Source organism: Planococcus sp. MB-3u-03, assembly GCF_002833405.1.
Lineage (GTDB): Bacteria > Bacillota > Bacilli > Bacillales_A > Planococcaceae > Planococcus.
Genome location: NZ_CP025135.1, coordinates 2,795,487 through 2,810,989, shown reverse-complemented (window position 1 = coordinate 2,810,989; position 15,503 = coordinate 2,795,487). Strand labels below are relative to the sequence as shown.

Annotated in this window: 15 protein-coding genes and 3 pseudogenes; 11 read left to right on the top strand and 7 right to left on the bottom strand. The window is 50.0% G+C overall.

Going from position 1 to position 15,503, the window contains the following annotated elements; all coding sequences use genetic code 11:
* Positions 1-30: 30 nt before the first annotated feature.
* From CW734_RS15290 to CW734_RS15275, 4 genes are all read left to right on the top strand, one after another.
* Entirely contained in the window at positions 31-612 is a 582-nt protein-coding gene (locus CW734_RS15290) for an STAS domain-containing protein (protein ID WP_232787090.1), read from the top strand.
* 221 nt (positions 613-833) lie between these two features.
* Positions 834-1,118, top strand: coding sequence for a hypothetical protein (locus CW734_RS15285; RefSeq protein WP_101191564.1), 285 nt, complete (start codon positions 834-836; stop codon positions 1,116-1,118).
* A 23-nt stretch (positions 1,119-1,141) separates the two neighbouring features.
* Positions 1,142-1,972, top strand: a complete 831-nt coding sequence (locus CW734_RS15280; protein ID WP_101191562.1) for a manganese catalase — start codon at positions 1,142-1,144, stop codon at positions 1,970-1,972.
* 74 nt (positions 1,973-2,046) lie between these two features.
* Entirely contained in the window at positions 2,047-2,754 is a 708-nt protein-coding gene (locus tag CW734_RS15275; protein ID WP_101191560.1) for a YqjF family protein, read from the top strand.
* Between the two features lie 27 nt (positions 2,755-2,781).
* Here CW734_RS15275 and CW734_RS15270 read toward each other — a convergent pair whose 3' ends face one another.
* From CW734_RS15270 to CW734_RS15245, 6 genes and pseudogenes are all read right to left on the bottom strand, one after another.
* Positions 2,782-3,174: a YndM family protein gene (locus CW734_RS15270; RefSeq protein WP_101191558.1), complete on the bottom strand. Its 393-nt coding sequence runs from the start codon at positions 3,172-3,174 to the stop codon at positions 2,782-2,784.
* Between the two features lie 83 nt (positions 3,175-3,257).
* Positions 3,258-4,133 carry an SDR family oxidoreductase gene (locus CW734_RS15265; RefSeq protein WP_101191556.1) on the bottom strand — a complete coding sequence of 292 codons (876 nt, stop codon included), beginning with the start codon at positions 4,131-4,133 and terminating at the stop codon, positions 3,258-3,260.
* 151 nt (positions 4,134-4,284) lie between these two features.
* Positions 4,285-4,918, bottom strand: a pseudogene (locus CW734_RS20115) (superoxide dismutase family protein).
* Between the two features lie 70 nt (positions 4,919-4,988).
* Positions 4,989-7,604: a YfhO family protein gene (locus CW734_RS15255; RefSeq protein WP_101191554.1), complete on the bottom strand. Its 2,616-nt coding sequence runs from the start codon at positions 7,602-7,604 to the stop codon at positions 4,989-4,991.
* A 19-nt stretch (positions 7,605-7,623) separates the two neighbouring features.
* Positions 7,624-8,019, bottom strand: coding sequence for a GtrA family protein (locus tag CW734_RS15250; protein ID WP_101192217.1), 396 nt, complete (start codon positions 8,017-8,019; stop codon positions 7,624-7,626).
* Positions 8,009-8,947, bottom strand: coding sequence for a glycosyltransferase family 2 protein (locus CW734_RS15245; RefSeq protein ID WP_101191552.1), 939 nt, complete (start codon positions 8,945-8,947; stop codon positions 8,009-8,011). The genes CW734_RS15250 and CW734_RS15245 overlap by 11 nt, the downstream gene beginning before the upstream one ends.
* 631 nt (positions 8,948-9,578) lie before the next feature.
* Between CW734_RS15245 and CW734_RS19230 the strand changes: the two genes are divergently transcribed.
* The 5 genes and pseudogenes from CW734_RS19230 to serA all read left to right on the top strand — a co-directional run bounded on the left by CW734_RS19230 (position 9,579) and on the right by serA (position 12,312).
* Entirely contained in the window at positions 9,579-9,749 is a 171-nt protein-coding gene (locus CW734_RS19230) for a hypothetical protein (RefSeq protein WP_232787089.1), read from the top strand.
* 5 nt (positions 9,750-9,754) lie between these two features.
* Complete coding sequence (locus tag CW734_RS19225; RefSeq protein WP_232787088.1) at positions 9,755-9,940, top strand: hypothetical protein; 186 nt, start codon at positions 9,755-9,757, stop codon at positions 9,938-9,940.
* Between the two features lie 24 nt (positions 9,941-9,964).
* Positions 9,965-10,093, top strand: a pseudogene (locus CW734_RS19760) (aminotransferase class V-fold PLP-dependent enzyme); the annotation flags it as partial.
* A gap of 15 nt (positions 10,094-10,108) precedes the next feature.
* Positions 10,109-10,726, top strand: coding sequence for a pyridoxal-phosphate-dependent aminotransferase family protein (locus tag CW734_RS19220; protein ID WP_332871002.1), 618 nt, complete (start codon positions 10,109-10,111; stop codon positions 10,724-10,726).
* Positions 10,726-12,312: a phosphoglycerate dehydrogenase gene (gene serA, locus CW734_RS15230; protein ID WP_101191549.1), complete on the top strand. Its 1,587-nt coding sequence runs from the start codon at positions 10,726-10,728 to the stop codon at positions 12,310-12,312. Before CW734_RS19220 ends, serA begins: the two co-directional genes overlap by 1 nt.
* Positions 12,313-12,367: 55 nt before the next feature.
* Here serA and CW734_RS15225 read toward each other — a convergent pair whose 3' ends face one another.
* The gene (locus tag CW734_RS15225; RefSeq protein WP_101191547.1) at positions 12,368-13,168 is read right to left on the bottom strand and encodes an HAD family hydrolase; all 801 of its coding nucleotides are present in this window, start codon (positions 13,166-13,168) and stop codon (positions 12,368-12,370) included.
* A 306-nt stretch (positions 13,169-13,474) separates the two neighbouring features.
* On the opposite strand from CW734_RS15225, the gene CW734_RS15220 reads away from it, so the two are divergent.
* A complete protein-coding gene (locus tag CW734_RS15220; RefSeq protein WP_101191546.1) occupies positions 13,475-14,692 on the top strand; it encodes a nitric oxide synthase oxygenase in 1,218 nt (405 codons plus the stop codon).
* A gap of 75 nt (positions 14,693-14,767) precedes the next feature.
* A pseudogene (locus CW734_RS19755) lies at positions 14,768-15,478 on the top strand (YebC/PmpR family DNA-binding transcriptional regulator).
* Positions 15,479-15,503 lie beyond the last annotated feature (25 nt).

The window sequence follows — 15,503 nt, the reverse complement described above, 5'->3', positions numbered from 1 at the left end:
CTTGGGCGCAACTGCCGGTTCCTGCAAGGGTTGAAAACGGCTCCGGAAGCCGTCGACCAAATACGGCAAGCGATCAGGAGCCAGGAAAAGTTGACCGTGGTTCTGCGCAACTACCGGAAAGACGGAACGCCGTTTTGGAACCGGCTGGCGATCTCGCCGGTGACAGTCGAAGGAAAACTCTATTTCATCGGCACCCAGACGGATATCACGGTTGAGCGAATGCAGCAGGAAGCGATTACCGCCAATGAAAGCGAAATAGAGAAACTGATGCTGCCGATTTTATCGATCCAACCGAACGTGGCAACGGTTGCGCTAGTCGGGACGATGAACCTGCAGCGTTTTGAAACCTTGAAAGTGAAGTTGTGCGAATATGTCAGCGAGCACAGGATTGAACACGCGCTTCTCGACATAACAGGATTGACCTGGAACGAGGAATCTCCGCTCCACTGGTTCACGCAAATTTGCGAAGCGCTCCGCATCATGGGGAGCCAGCTATACATCACGGGCGTCACCCCTCAGGCAGCAACTGAATTGGTACGTGACCTCGACCGGGAGAATATGCTGAAAACTTATTCGAGCATCGAGAAAGCCTTGGCTGAGATTAATGAATAAAATAGCGTTTTTGATTGAGCCTCATTCAAATGGAATGAGGTTTTTTCTGTGAAAAATTTCTAATTAGCGATGCACTAATGGTGCTTTACGCTCTGAAACTTGTACGGTTCCATTACTATATGGTCAATTAATTGAAAAGATAGTTTATTTCGTTTCGGTCTGGTATTTCGGGGTACATAACTAGGGAATAGAAATTCCAGGTTTTCCAAGGAGGCGTAACGATGGGTAAAGAGCAGAACCAGCGTGAAGGACCTGAGAATCAAGTGAATTCAGACACGGATGAAAAGAAATTCAATGCAGGCGGAAATAGTTCGGATTATGATGGAGGCCAGCCTCAGGACAGTATTCGAGGCAGCGAAGGCCGAGTCGATGAAAAGCAATCGATCGAGAAAAAACAGCAGCAGAAGAAAGAATTCAATGCTGGGGGCAACGATTCGGATTACGATGGTGGCCATCCGAAAGATGCTAATAAAGGCAGCGAAGGACGGATAGAGGACGATAAATGACCATACTAAGAGGAGGAAGTTAAATGTTCTTCAATAGAAAAGAGTTGCAATTCGAAGCAAAACCGGATAAGCCGGATCCGATATTTGCAAAGCAGCTGCAGGAAGTCATCGGCGGGCAGTTCGGCGAAATGTCTGTGGCCATGCAATATTTATTCCAGGGATGGAACACAAGAGGAAATGAAAAATACAAAGATTTGCTGATGGACACGGGGACAGAAGAGCTCGGCCATATTGAAATGCTCGCGACCATGGTAGCCCAATTGCTCGAAGGCGCACCGGTTTACGAACAGGAAAAAGCGGCAAGCGATCCGGTGATCGGGGCGATCATGGGTGGCATGAACCCGCATCATGCAATCGTTTCGGGTCTTGGCGCGACACCTGAGAACAGTGCAGGGGTGCCGTGGAGCGGGGGATATATCATTGCAAGCGGCAATTTGCTTGCCGATTTCCGCGCGAATGTCACAGCAGAATCCCAAGGCCGCCTTCAAGTCGCACGCTTGTACAGCATGACCGACGACAAAGGGGTAAAAGACTTGCTGTCCTTCTTGCTGGCTCGCGATACTATGCACCAAAACCAGTGGATTGCGGCAATCCGCGACTTGGAAGAAAAAGAAGGTAGCGTGATCGTGCCTTCCACAGTGCCGCCGGAATGGGAAGCGACGGAGTATTCCCATACGCTTTATAATTTCTCGGAAGGCGAAGACAGTGCACAGCTTCCGTGGATGAGCGGCAATGCGCCAGACGGCCATCCATTCAAGTACGGGCAGCCGGAAGCATTCGGCCAGAAACCGGTCTTGAAGCCGGGACCGCTGGAGTCGCATGATACACTTCCGGAAGACAAATTAAAAGGTTAGAAACATCGAGCGGGACGGGGAATCTATCTTCGTCCCGTTTTAGTTATGGATCTTTTTAAAAGGGGGAGGCATAGATGAAAAAACCATGGATCATGGCACAGACATGGCGGGATCTCGTGTTTTTGCATTGGCCGATTTCGCCTGAGGCACTGCGCCCGTACGTACCGGCAGAGCTCGAAATCGATTTATTCGAAGGCCGGGCATGGATCGGGGTCGTCCCGTTCATTGCCGATCACACGCGCCTGCGCTTTTCCTTGCCTTTTCCCATCGCAGGGACGTACCGTGAATTGAATGTCAGAACATATGTAACGTATAACGGCCGGCCCGGAGTCTATTTCTTCAGCCTGGATGCCGATAGCTTGCTAGTTGTAAAGGCGGCAAGTGCAGGAGGGTTTCTTCCTTATCGATATGCCCGTATGAAAGTTGTGAAAAAAGACAGACGCTATGTGTTTATGAGCCGTCTTGCTGCATCCGGAACCGGAGAGGGGTTCCGGATGGGCTTTACGCCAAGCGCCGGGATATTGAAGGCGTCTGAGCTCGAGCGATGGCTGACGGAACGTTATCGTTTGTGGACAAAGCCGAAAGCTGTCCTGTACCGTGTGGATATTGCGCATGCTCCTTGGCAGCTGCAGAATGTCCATATTGAAATAGCTGAAAACTCACTTGCGCAATTTCTGCCTGTTGGCTGGCATGCCAAGGAACCGCTAGCCCATTTCTCAGCGGTCCAGAAAACACGGTTTTATCCGCCTGTTCCTGAAAGCAAAACAAAAGCCGATCATTAAAAATGATCGGCTTTTGTTTATTTGTTTTTATTTTCGGTTCGGCTCTTGTTTTAAAGTATGGGATGTTTCTTTTTGCTCCCATAGGCGTTTTTTCAAGTAGATATGGTAGAACCATTCGCCCGCAGCAATCAGCAACGCTGTGTAGATAGCTGCAGCGACCAAGGAGAAATCCGGATTTTCGATCAGGAATTCTCCAAGGAGCCAAACAATCAGGAATGCGAGCACTAAATCGCCGCCAGTTGCGATCTTATTGGATGTACGGGGAAATATCAACATATCGCCGGCATATCCAACGGCTGTAATCACTAAACTGATTACGAAAATGTCGAATACACGAACTCCGTAAATCAGTCCAAGAACCAGAAATACGACCGCAAAGCTCATTGCAAATTTCATCAAGATTGCTTCGATGTGCTTCATGCCATGCCCTCCTATACAACTTTTTTTGAATAGGTGTCTTCATTCCAATACTCTATTGGATTTTGTTATGCAAAAAGATCATCTCATGAACTGATAAAGTCTCCTCCGTTTACGTGAATCGCTTGGCCAGTAACGTAAGTCGAGTCAGCGGAGGCGAGATAGACATAAGCCGGAGCGAGTTCAGCAGGCTGCCCGCGCCGCTCCATCGGCGTATCGCCGCCGTGTTCGCCGACTTTTTCGGCGCTGAATGTTGCCGGGATGAGCGGTGTCCAAATCGGGCCCGGGGCGACCGAGTTGACTCGGATGCCCTGTTCGCTGATATTGGCGGATAAAGAACGGGTGAAGCTCGTTATCGCGCCTTTGGTGGACGAGTAATCAATCAATTCAGGCGAGCCGCGGTAAGCGGTCACCGATGAGGTATTGATGATGCTGTCGCCTTTGGATAGGTGCGGCAAAGCGGCTTGGGTCAAATAAAACATGCTGAAAATATTTGTCTCGAAAGTTTCCCGCAATTGTTCGGGGCTGATATCAAGGAAATCGTCTTTCGGGAATTGCTTCCCCGCATTGTTGACAAGAATATTCAATTGGCCAAATTCACCGATTACATCAACCACCAATTGATGGCAATTCTCGACTTGGCTCACATCCGTTGCGAATTTCTGGGCTTCTGCACCGTAGGCTTTCACGGCTTCGATGGTTTTATCCGCGTCATCGTGTTCATCAAGGTAGGCGATGGCGATACTGGCACCTTCTTTCGCATAAGCGATTGCTACAGCACGCCCGATTCCACTGTCGCCGCCTGTAATCAATGCGACTTTCCCTTCCAATTTGCCGGCGCCTTTGTAATGCTCGTCATCATATATCGGTTCCGGAGACATTTCGCTTTCTATCCCAGGCTGATGGTCTTGTTCCTGGGGATCAACTTGGTCATGGATTTTTTCATATTTATCTTTTGACATATAGATGTCCTCCTCGTTATCAATATATGGTAGTTATTCCCGTTCCATTTCATGCTAAACGCGAAGAAAACCTTAACTCCAGCCGGCAGAGAATTAAGTGTCACCCTAAAAAAACAGCCGGAGAAGATTCCCAGGCTGTTTTAAAAATTACTTATTCAGCTGTCACCACGCCGCAAGCGACGCGTTCACCGGAATCTCCGGAAGGATCGGTTTGGCCGTCATCTTCTGAAGCGTGGATGACGAGCGCTGTTCCGCCTTCTTTCAACAATGAGTTATCTTCGCCGATTTGCAAAGTGACGTTTTCTGCGGTCAGTTCGTCCGTTGAAGTGCCATCATCGGCCACTTCGATATTCTGGAGGTCGCCTGCATGAGGGCCGTCCGGGTTATCATGTCCATGGCTTGCGCCTGTCGGGTTGAAATGTCCGCCTGCTGATTCGAAATCAGGCGCTTCACATTCCTTCTTCATGGAAATGGATGCCGTGCATGCCAGGCTCCAATCCTTCTACATTCAATTTGACCATGACCCCATTATCTTCTTCCGTCAATTCGGCAGTGCCGGTCGCGTCCCCGTCGGCATTGAGGAATTCAACCGTCAGCAATTGAATTTCGCTGGCTCCTTCCGATTCGCCTCCTGAACCATCCTGTGGCTCACCTTCCTGTTCTTCGACTTCCTCTTCTTGCGGTTCGGCCCCGTCCGTTTCCGTTGGAGGTTCCGTTGTGTCGTCACCGCATGCCGCCAGCAGCAGTAAAAGGCCTAAAAGCATAAGCATCAACCATGATTTCATCGCATTTTCTCCTTCCTCCTAGAAATTGTTATTACCTTACCTTACACATGTAGGAGGGGAGCTAAACCCGTTAATTCGTCATGGTGTCTTTTGGCTCATGCCCACGGGCTTCTTTTCTTTTTCGCCGGCGCAGCCAAAACAGTCCGATCGCGAGCGATGCCAAACTGATGAACAGGGAAGGCAAAAAGAACGGCGGGCGATAGCGCAGCTCAATTTCGTTCATGCCGTCTTCGAGAGGAACCCCTAAAAACGCGTAATTGGCTTTCAGCACATCGACCGGTTCATTATTGATGGTCGCCTGCCAACCTCTTTCGTAAGGAATCGATAAATTGAGGAAAGGTGCTCCATCTTGATTATCGTAAGTGACGTCGACCTGGCTGCCGTCGATCTTCAAGTTGCTGGTGCGGTCTGCCAATGCATTTTGCTCTCTCAAAAGGGCGTAGGGCTCTTTCACTATTTCAATATCCGTAAGTTTGTAAGTTCCCTCAGGCATGCGGATTTCAATTCTTTCTGCAGCCTCGACACGGATCGTCAAGTCATCGACGAAAGTCTTGTAAATCGACTGGTTGGACTTGCGGGTCGTCCGGAACTCATTGACTTCGAGCGGAAAACCTTGGTCTGCTGCGGTATTCTCCAGATGGAAAGAGATGTACAAATCGCCTTCTTCAGGAACTTCATCGAGCAGCAAATCGATCCCGCCGGTTTCTTCGGAGATATCGAGCAAGCCCTCATCATAGCTTGCGCCCGACTCTTCGATTTCATAATCAGCTTCTCCGGGGAAGCGGTCGGGAAGGGGCTCAGGTTCTATGTTTTCATCCAAGACGATTCCGCTGAGCATGGCGTGTTCACGCAGCAATGGCGGCTCATCCGCTAGCTGGGCCTCTTGATAAACCTGGAAGGCCGGGCGTGCGAAAGGCAGTGGATAGCGGTTTTGGTAGGCGATGAAATTTTCGGTAGCGGCAAATTTGCGGAAACCGTATGGCACATTCGGATCGTTCCGCTCGCGTATCGCATAATTGCCTTGCAACAGGCTGTGGAGATTGCTGCGGTTGCCGAGTGTGGCGTAACGGCTGACGCTTTCCCGGCCCATATCGATTTCCAAATCGTATAAATAGAAATACAGCAAGTTCTTGTTCAAGATGCTGGAGTATGCACTCAGCCCTTGGAAATCCTGGACAATCGGCGTGTTATTGCGGACGCCTTCCATCCAGTCGATTCGGTACATCTCGCTCGTTTCCCGTTCTTGGATTTCATCGATCAAGGCGCGTACTTCGGTGTTATCGTAATCATCGCCTGTGATCAAATCTTCATCGACATCCGAGATGTTTCCAGCATCCAGCAGTTTTTCGCTCTGATAGACATTCGCAGTCGCCAAAACCAAAGCGAGCAGCAAAGCCGCCAATAACGGTTTTTGCAATCGCTGCCGAATGGCGGGCGCTGCCAACGCGGCTGCCAAGGTCAAGATGAGGCCGGCCCATGCCAGGCGGGGGTAAAGTGTGGTGAATTCAAGTGTGCCGTCTTGCCATGCAAACCAGCCATAAAAGAGGGCTGCCAAAATCGCGGCTCGGACAACTTCCTCCAAGCGAAGCTTATGGAAATGATCCAGGCCGCTGGCGATTGCCCCAGCCGACACAAACGAGATGAAATATTCCCAGCGATGTTGCGGGGCCGAGAACCCATTGAAGATACTGCCGACCATGGGGCTGTGGTAAAGAACAATAGTCACTATGCCGATCAACGCAAAAAGCCGGAAACGGTGAAGCTTGTACAGCGATGGAATGAACAAAAATAGCATGAACATGGCCGGCAACAGGACATAGCGGCTCATGAAGAGGATGTTTTCCGTCGCTTCGAACCATGGAATATCCTGCTGGAAAGCGGGGCGGTGATTGTTCAAGAACGCATAGACGGAAGGGATGAACGACACCATGGACATGCCGGCGCCAATCACTCCCGCCATCAAGAACAATGCAACGGCCTTTTTCCATTTCGTTTCCGTCTTTTCAAGCGGAATGAACATGCGGAATAAAATATAGATGCCTGCCAACAGGAAATTGATGTATGCGAAATAGAAATTGTCGATCATCGAAATCGCGATCGCGAACATAAACCAGCCGGGTTTTTGTTCCCGGAAGATTTTTTCAGCTCCGAAAATCAGCAAGGGCAGCCAGATGAATGCATCCGCGAAAAACTCCCAAAATGCGGTGTGGCGGAAGTACATCCCTGAAATCCCGTAGATGCTTGCCCCGACAAATGCCGATAAACGTGTTATACGCATATAGCGGAATAAGATGTAGGCGACGATCAAGACGATTGTCAACCTGGCGACGCTGATGAACACAGAAGCATTAGCCCAGAACAGGACATCGGGGTCCCCGATCAATTGAAGGGCATCAAGCAGATAAACAATCAAGATTGTAGTGATATACACGAAAGAAGTGGAAAAATAATAGGACAGTTCGCTGAATATGCCAGCGCCGAGGCCGAAATCAAAGGAATAAAAGAATTCGCCGCGCGTGTAGTGGTCATAAAGCAATTGCTTGAACGGCATCATCTGGGCAAGGCCGTCGTTGGGCCCGGCCATGTACTGGTTTTGAGTCCATTGAAACAGAAAGACGCCATGGCCGATCACGGCCATGGCTAGAAATGCAACTGTCAGTAGAAGATAGGGACGAAAAGAGCGCATAATGCCACCGTCTTTATGGTTATTTGGATTGCGCCGGCGCTTTAAGGATTTTCCCCGAAACGGCAAAGGTCACGGGAATAGTGAAAATCACTGCGGCAAATGGCGCGATATTGCTGTTGATGTGTAAGAATTCCACAAATATGAAAATCAAGAATGTGGAAACGGACATATTCACGACTTGTGTTAACGGGAAATACAAGTATTTCTTCAAAGTCGGTTTTACGCGATACGTTACGTAAGTGTTTAAGAAAAACGAGATGTTCAAGCTGATCAAGAATCCGATGATATGAGACAGCATATAGGCCCAGTCGAGCACATTATGCAAAAACAGGTAGATGGAGTAATAGCTGAGCGTGTTGACGACCCCAACAAAAACAAAGCGGGTGAACTCCGTATTCAAGCGCTTAAGATTCATCGTATTCATCCACATTGCTCATCTCGACCAAGAAATGCGGCCGCTGCTTTGTCTCGTTATAGATGCGCCCGACGTATTCGCCGATGACGCCAAGGCTGATCAATTGAATGCCGCCAAGCAGCAGGATCGCCGTGATGGTCGTGAAATAACCGGGTGCGATGACGCCCCGCACCATGATTTGGTAGAACGTAAAAGCGATATAAAGCAAGGATAGGAACAACACGAGAAATCCTGTGTAAAAACAGATGCGCAAGGGTTTCATATTAAATGAAATGATCCCGTCGATGCCGTAATTGACGAGGCTGCTGAAGGACCATTTGGAATCGCCTTCTGCGCGCAAGACGTTTTCATAGCTGATGGTTTTCTTGCTGAGGCCTATCCATGAGTAGATGCCTTTGGAAAAACGATTGCTCTCACTGAGTGACAGGATGGAATTGATGGCTTTGCGGCTCAAGAGGCGGAAATCGCCTTCGCCGTCTTCGAAGCTGACATCAGTTACAGAATTGACCACTTTATAGTATAGGGAAGAAAAGGCGCTGCGCAATTTCGAATCTCCCTTGCGAGAACGCTTGGCGACGACTTGATGGAAGCCGTCTTCATAGCCTTGGATCATTTCGCAGATGAGTGTGGGAGGGTGCTGCATATCGCTGTCCATCAGGATGGCAGCATCTCCTTTGATTCGTTTCATCCCTGCGAACATGGCGGATTCCTTCCCGAAATTGCGGGATAGGGAAATATATTTTACGGTTTCGTGTTGATTGGCGAGTTTGAGTATTTCATCTAAAGTTCCGTCACTGCTGCCGTCATTGATAAACATGATTTCATACAGATAGGGAAGCGGCTCAAGTTCTTGCACCAAAGTCTTGTACATCGAAGCGATGTTCGCTTCTTCGTTGAAAGCTGGCACAATAATAGAGATCAGCTTCATAATGGTGTTCTCCTTTCAATGGGCATTCAAAATCTTCCCTGAAAATCCATTTACCCATTTTTCAGGACATTATTCCTGGAAAATGAAACAAAGGAAAAGGGAAGCTCTATTCATTATACGCAAAATGAAGCCTACTGGCATGTGCGGGCCATCGCAGTTGAATTATCTCAGAATGCGGAATTCTCAGAAAGGACAAGCCGGAGGAGAAAATATTTTGCCGCAATCCCTATAGCAGCAGCGGCATTGGAAACGCTTGCAAAGAAATCTTAATATTTTTATATATTGACAATAGTTTTTCCGTATATGATGGACTCAATTCAATTATATCGATTAACTATTGCGACGGAGATAGGCCGTGTGCAGAGGAATCCAAAGAGAGCTGATGGATGGTGCGAATCAGCGGTTCCGGCATTCGGCAGCACTCCCGAATAGATGTGCTGAAACTGTAGTAGGCCCATCCGCTTCATGCCCGTTACGCATGATATTAATGAGGCTGCCTGCATGCTGGGCAGTGAATTAGGTGGTACCGCGACTAGAGACTTCTTCCCCTTGCATCTTGGATGTGGGGCGTAGAGTCTTTTTGTATACAAATTTCCAGAATCAATTTTTCAAATCGAAAGGGGACATTATCATGCTGACAGACCAACAAATTTTGCGAATTCCAGGACCGACACCGATTCCGCCAAGTGTAGGGCGTGCCATGGCACAACCGATGATCGGACACCGCGGGGAAAGCACGTATTCATTGATCAGAGATATCCGCCCGAAATTGAAAAAGTATTTGGCACAAAAGAAGAAGTGATGATTTTGACAGGCAGCGGAACTTCCGCGTTGGAAAGTGCAGTAGTCAATACCGTGGCACCAGGCGAAGAAGTAATGGTGCTTGTCACCGGTGCATTCGGCGAGCGTTTCGCTAAAATCTGCCAAGCCTACGGAATCAAGACACATGTTTCAATGTGGAATGGGGACAAGCGGTGGATCCGGAAGCCGTGAAAACTTCCTTGGCGAACATCCGACATCCGCGTCATTTTCTCCACATTCTGCGAAACCTCAACTGGTGTCTTAAACCCGATCAAAGAACTTGCCGAAACGGTAAAACAAGTATCGGATGCGCTGATCGTCGTTGATGGCGTTTCATGCGTAGCGGGTACGGAGACGGAAATGGACAAATGGGGCATCGATGTTGTCGTCACCGGTTCCCAAAAGCGTTCATGCTGCCGGCAGGGCTCGCATTCATCGCAGCGAGCAAGCGTGCATGGAAGAAAATCGAAGCCAATCCGCAGCCGCGCTTTTTTGGATTTGAAAAGCACCGCGACAATATCGAAAAGACACAACGCCGTTCACGCCGGCGATCTCCATCCTTTACGGCTTGCAGCAAGTATTGAATTTATTGAGGAAGAAGGGCTGGAGAACGTTTACCGCCGCCACCGTTTGATGCGCGACATGACACGCGCTGCCTTCAAAGCGCTGAACGTCCGTTTGCTGACAAGCGACGAGGACGCATCGCCCACCGTTACCGCTGTGTATCCGGAAGATTTTGACGCAGAAAAATTCCGTAAAGTGCTGAAAGAAGAGTTTGCCATTGAATTTGCCGGCGGCCAGCAGCATCTCGCGAAAAGCATTTTCCGCATCGGGCATATGGGGTATTGCTCTCCAGCGGAAGTGCTGCAGGCACTCGCCGCATCGGAAGTCGTCTTGAAAAAGCTTGGACAAGATATCACGCTTGGCGCAGGCATCGCAGCCGCGCAGCAAGTCTTTTTGGAAGGGAAGGATAAGTAATGACATTTCACGTATTGATCAGCGATCCCCTATCAGAAGAAGGCGTATATCCACTACGCCACGCCGACGGCATTAACATCGTCATGGAGACGAATTTGTCTGAAGCTGAACTTGCTGAACGCATTGACGGATTCGATGCATTGCTCGTCCGCAGCCAGACCCAAGTGACGCGTGAACTTATCGAAAAAGCATCCAATTTGAAAATCATCGGCCGCGCAGGCGTCGGAGTCGATAACATCGATTTGGCAGCGGCAACCGAGCACGGCATCATTGTCGTCAACGCACCGGATGGCAATACCAACTCGGCCGCCGAACATACGATGGCGATGCTCATGGGGATGGCACGCAAAATTCCACAAGCCTATAATTCCCTGAAGCAAGGCAAATGGGACCGCAAAGCCTATGTCGGCGTCGAATTGAAAAACAAAACGCTCGGCGTCGTCGGTTTCGGCCGCATCGGCCAGGAAGTGGCGGCGCGTGCCAAGGGCCAACGGATGAACATCATTGCCTACGATCCATTTTTGACTGCTGAAAAAGCGGAAAAGCTTGGCGTCGACTTCGGTTCGGTGGAAGATGTCTTGAAAGCGGCTGACTTTGTTACAGTCCACACGCCGCTACTCAAAGAAACCAAGCATTTGATCAACGCGGAAGCTTTTAAAGTGATGAAAGACGGCGTGCAGATCATCAACTGTGCACGCGGCGGCATCATCGACGAAAGCGCCCTGTATGATGCGGTGAAGTCCGGCAAAGTGGCCGGTGCCGCACTCGATGTGTTCGAACAAGAGCCAATGGTCGATTTCCGCTTGCTGGAATTGCCGGAGATCATCGCGACGCCTCACCTCGGGGCGAGCACATTCGAAGCGCAGGAAAGCGTCGCGGTCGACGTCAGCCAAGATGTTGTCAGCTTCGTCAAATACGGCACCGTCCGGAATTCTGTTAACTTGCCGTCTGTACCGAAAGAAATCATGAAACGCATCGAGCCGTATTTCGATTTGGCTGAACGCATCGGCACCTTCCTCACCGACTTGACCGGCGAAACGGCGGATGAAGTGAACGTCTATTATTCTGGCGAGCTCGCGAACCTGGAAGTCGGCCCCTTGACGCGCAATATGCTCAAAGGGATGCTTAAGCGCCATCTCGGCAAACACGTCAATGACGTCAATGCGATGTATATCGCCAATCAAAAAGGCATTCATGTCAACGAACACAAATCGACCGAATCCCGAGGCTTTACTAATCTCATCACTGTCGAAGTGAAAACGCAGAGCGGCACGCGGAAAGCATCCGGCACGCTATTGAACGGGCAAGGCGCTCGGATCGTCAAAGTGGATGATTACATCGTCGACTTCCTGCCGAACGGCCACCTGTTGTTCATCCGCCATAATGACCGTCCGGGCGTCATCGGCCGCGTCGGGACATTGCTCGGCGCAGAAGACATCAATATCGCGACGATGCAGGTTGGGCGTTCGAATGTCGGCGGCGACGCGATCATGATGCTGTCGATCGATAAGCACGCCGATCCGGAAGATTTGGAAGGATTGAAGAAACTCGAAGAAATCGAAAGCGTTACGGCAATCGATCTATAAAAATAAAGCGCCTGCCCCGAATGTGTCAAGAGAGCAATCGGGGCAGGCGCTTTTCTTATGCAGATGTGGTTTCCAGCTTGTCGAGCAAGGGCAATAGCTCTTTCAGGCTGTCAATTTCATGCGTTGCGACAACCGTTTCATGAGGGGCTTTTTGCTCTCGGTTCAGCCAGACGGACGGGATGCCGGCACGCTCAGCTCCGAGGATATCCGTCAGCGGATTGTCGCCGACCATCAAGACGTCTTCCGGGGCATAGCCGAACTTCGACAAGGCGTGCTCGAAGATAGAAGCATCGGGCTTGCCGCGTCCGAATGCGCCGGAGATGACAATATGGTCGAAATACGGCGCGATTTCCGGTGTGATGTCGAGTTTGATCTGCTGCAGGCTCGGCGACCCATTCGTCAACAGCAATAAATCGAAACGGCCTTTCAATTGATCGAGCACTTCCAAACTGTCTTCGTAGAGAATGGGATTGCGTTTTCTGGCTTCCGGGAAATACTCGGCTAGCTGTTTCCCTAAGACAGGATCATCGATGCCGATGCGTTTCAGCCCGAGCGTCCAGGCCTCTTGTTGATAGCCTGGGGCGACTTCTTTAAGTTGCTGGAAATCGTCTCCCGAATCATCGAAACGCCCCCACAGCCCTTCGAACGGGTTGATGCCGATCATTTGGGTAAAGGCATGTGTCGAATAGCCCGCATACAGTTTCCGGGCTTCTTCCCGCACCGCTTGTTCGAGTCTGCTGCAATCGGCGCCTGCCTGTTCGGCCGCCCACTCGCACGTTTCGCGGAAGGCTTCTTTCACGCTTTGCTGATCCCATAATAAAGTATCGTCCAAATCAAAGAAAATCGCTTTCACCATATCGAACCACTCCCTTGCTATTTTATTATGTATCAATTAGATGGATCTTATAAAAGAGTGGAAGGCGGCGGAGTCTATGCCCTGGCAGCTGGCAGCGCGACGTCCTGTCGCGCCAGCTGCATGACCCACATCCTGTGGGCCCGAAAGCGTCCGCCTGAAGCGACTGCAGCGCTCTCTTTTAATTTTCAAAATACTTAATTCACTTTTTATAGTGTACTAAAGCGCGGCTGAAAATCAAAGAGTTGTCACAAATCTGGCGACCGCCGTCCCATTCCGGTGGTACGATGTACGGAAAGGAGTGAAACTATGGATAAGCTTGCACAACGCCCTCTGTTATTCGAAGAGGCAGCTCATTTCATTGAAACTTGCTATTTGGAACTGGGAAAAGGCGAACAGGAAATCCGCCGTCGTGTAGAGGAAATTGAACAGGAAATCGAGTCTTCGGGCAGCTATTTACATACAATGGAAGAATTACAGCATGGGGCGCGCATGGCGTGGCGCAATAACAACCGCTGCATCGGGCGTTTGTTTTGGCAGACTTTAGAAATTTTTGATGAACGTGAAGCGGAAACGGAAGAACAAGTATTTTCGGCCATCGTCCGCCATTTGCGCTTTGCATTCAACGGAGGGCAAATCCGCCCGGCCATTACAATTTTCAAGCAGTCAGACAAAAGCGGGATGCGCATCTGGAACCATCAATTATTGCGCTATGCAGGATATGAACGGGACGGCCGGATCGTCGGCGACTCCTCGTCTCTTGCATTTACCAAACAATGCGAGGCACTGGGATGGCAAGGGGCGGGAAGTGAGTTCGACTTATTGCCAGTGGTGATCGGTGAAGCCGGCAAGCAGCCCAAATGGTTCGAGCTGCCAGCCGAGGCCAAGCCTGAAGTGGCGATCGGACATCCTGACTGGCCAGCTGTGGCGGAGCTCGGGCTGAAATGGTATGCAGTGCCGCTCATATCCGATATGAAGCTTGAAATCGGGGGCATTGAATACTGTATGGCGCCGTTCAATGGCTGGTATATGGGAACGGAAATTGGCGCACGCAATTTAGCGGACGAAGATCGCTATGACCTGTTGCCGACAATGGCGGAAATCATGGGGCTCGACACGAGTTCGCAGCGGACGCTATGGAAAGATAAAGCGCTCGTCGAATTGAACGTGGCGGTGCTTGAATCATTTGCGAATGCGGGCGTGACCATCGTCGATCATCATACCGCCGCCAAGCAGTTCAAGAATTTCGAGAAAATCGAAGAACGGGAAGGGCGTCAAGTCACCGGGAATTGGGCATGGCTGATTCCGCCGGTGTCGCCGGCAACTACGCATATTTTCCATAAGCCTTATAACAACGACGTCGTCAAACCGAATTATTTTACCAGCAAACGCCTTATGGGGAATGAAAATTCAATCGCTTTGACTGTCCCGCTGGAGCTATTCACAGCTGGGATAGCCAAAGCGATTTTAATGCGGACAAGGAAAATAAGCAGGTGGAAGACGGTTTTTAAGGCTGAAGGTCGATAGAGCGGAAGGTATTGTATTATAATAGAATGAAATGATGTTCTTCATCGTAAGAAATTTGAGAAAGAAGGAATAACAATGGGACGCAAATGGAATAATATTAAAGAGAAAAGCTTCCAAAGATGCCAACACAAGCCGAATCTATGCAAAATTCGGCCGTGAAATATATGTAGCCGCCAAGCAAGGCGAGCCGGATCCGGAATCGAATCAGGCATTGAAAGTCGTGCTGGGCGTGCCAAAACCTATAACGTGCCAAGAGCCATCATCGATCGCGCTGTCGAAAAGCAAAGGCGGATCGGAAGAGAACTACGACGAGCTGCGTTACGAAGGATTCGGACCGAACGGCTCGATGGTCATTGTCGATACCTTGACCAACAACGTCAACCGCACCGCTTCCGACGTGCGCGCAGCATTCGGCAAAACGGCGGCAATATGGGCGTCAGCGGATCGGTAGCCTATATGTTCGACCATACGGCGGTTATCGGCGTAGAAGGCAAGTCGGCCGACGAAGCGCTGGAGCTATTGATGGAAGCAGATATTGACGTGCGCGACATCCTCGAAGAAGAAGGCACCGTCATCGTCTATGCAGAACCGGATCAATTCCACTTGGTGCAAGAAGCGTTCAAAGCGGACGGCGTCACCGACTTCACGGTCGCTGAATTGACGATGCTTCCGCAGAATGAATTGCCGCTGTCAGAAGAAGACCAGGCGCAATTCGAAAAGATGGTCGATGCCATCGAAGACCTCGAAGACGTCCAGCAGGTCTATCACAACGTCGACTTGGTATAAAAAATTCCATAAACCAGTCAACTTC

Excerpts from the sequence above, each read along its gene's own strand:
- CW734_RS15270 (WP_101191558.1), bottom strand. The coding sequence starts at position 3,174 with ATGAAGCACATCGAAGCAATCTTGATGAAATTTGCAATGAGCTTTGCG.
- CW734_RS15255 (WP_101191554.1), bottom strand. The coding sequence starts at position 7,604 with ATGCGCTCTTTTCGTCCCTATCTTCTACTGACAGTTGCATTTCTAGCC.
- CW734_RS15220 (WP_101191546.1), top strand. The coding sequence starts at position 13,475 with ATGGATAAGCTTGCACAACGCCCTCTGTTATTCGAAGAGGCAGCTCAT.
- CW734_RS15225 (WP_101191547.1), bottom strand. The coding sequence starts at position 13,168 with ATGGTGAAAGCGATTTTCTTTGATTTGGACGATACTTTATTATGGGAT.
- CW734_RS19220 (WP_332871002.1), top strand. The coding sequence starts at position 10,109 with ATGGACAAATGGGGCATCGATGTTGTCGTCACCGGTTCCCAAAAGCGT.
- CW734_RS19230 (WP_232787089.1), top strand. The coding sequence starts at position 9,579 with ATGCTGACAGACCAACAAATTTTGCGAATTCCAGGACCGACACCGATT.
- CW734_RS15250 (WP_101192217.1), bottom strand. The coding sequence starts at position 8,019 with ATGAATCTTAAGCGCTTGAATACGGAGTTCACCCGCTTTGTTTTTGTT.
- CW734_RS15285 (WP_101191564.1), top strand. The coding sequence starts at position 834 with ATGGGTAAAGAGCAGAACCAGCGTGAAGGACCTGAGAATCAAGTGAAT.
- CW734_RS15265 (WP_101191556.1), bottom strand. The coding sequence starts at position 4,133 with ATGTCAAAAGATAAATATGAAAAAATCCATGACCAAGTTGATCCCCAG.
- CW734_RS15245 (WP_101191552.1), bottom strand. The coding sequence starts at position 8,947 with ATGAAGCTGATCTCTATTATTGTGCCAGCTTTCAACGAAGAAGCGAAC.
- CW734_RS15275 (WP_101191560.1), top strand. The coding sequence starts at position 2,047 with ATGAAAAAACCATGGATCATGGCACAGACATGGCGGGATCTCGTGTTT.
- serA (WP_101191549.1), top strand. The coding sequence starts at position 10,726 with ATGACATTTCACGTATTGATCAGCGATCCCCTATCAGAAGAAGGCGTA.
- CW734_RS15280 (WP_101191562.1), top strand. The coding sequence starts at position 1,142 with ATGTTCTTCAATAGAAAAGAGTTGCAATTCGAAGCAAAACCGGATAAG.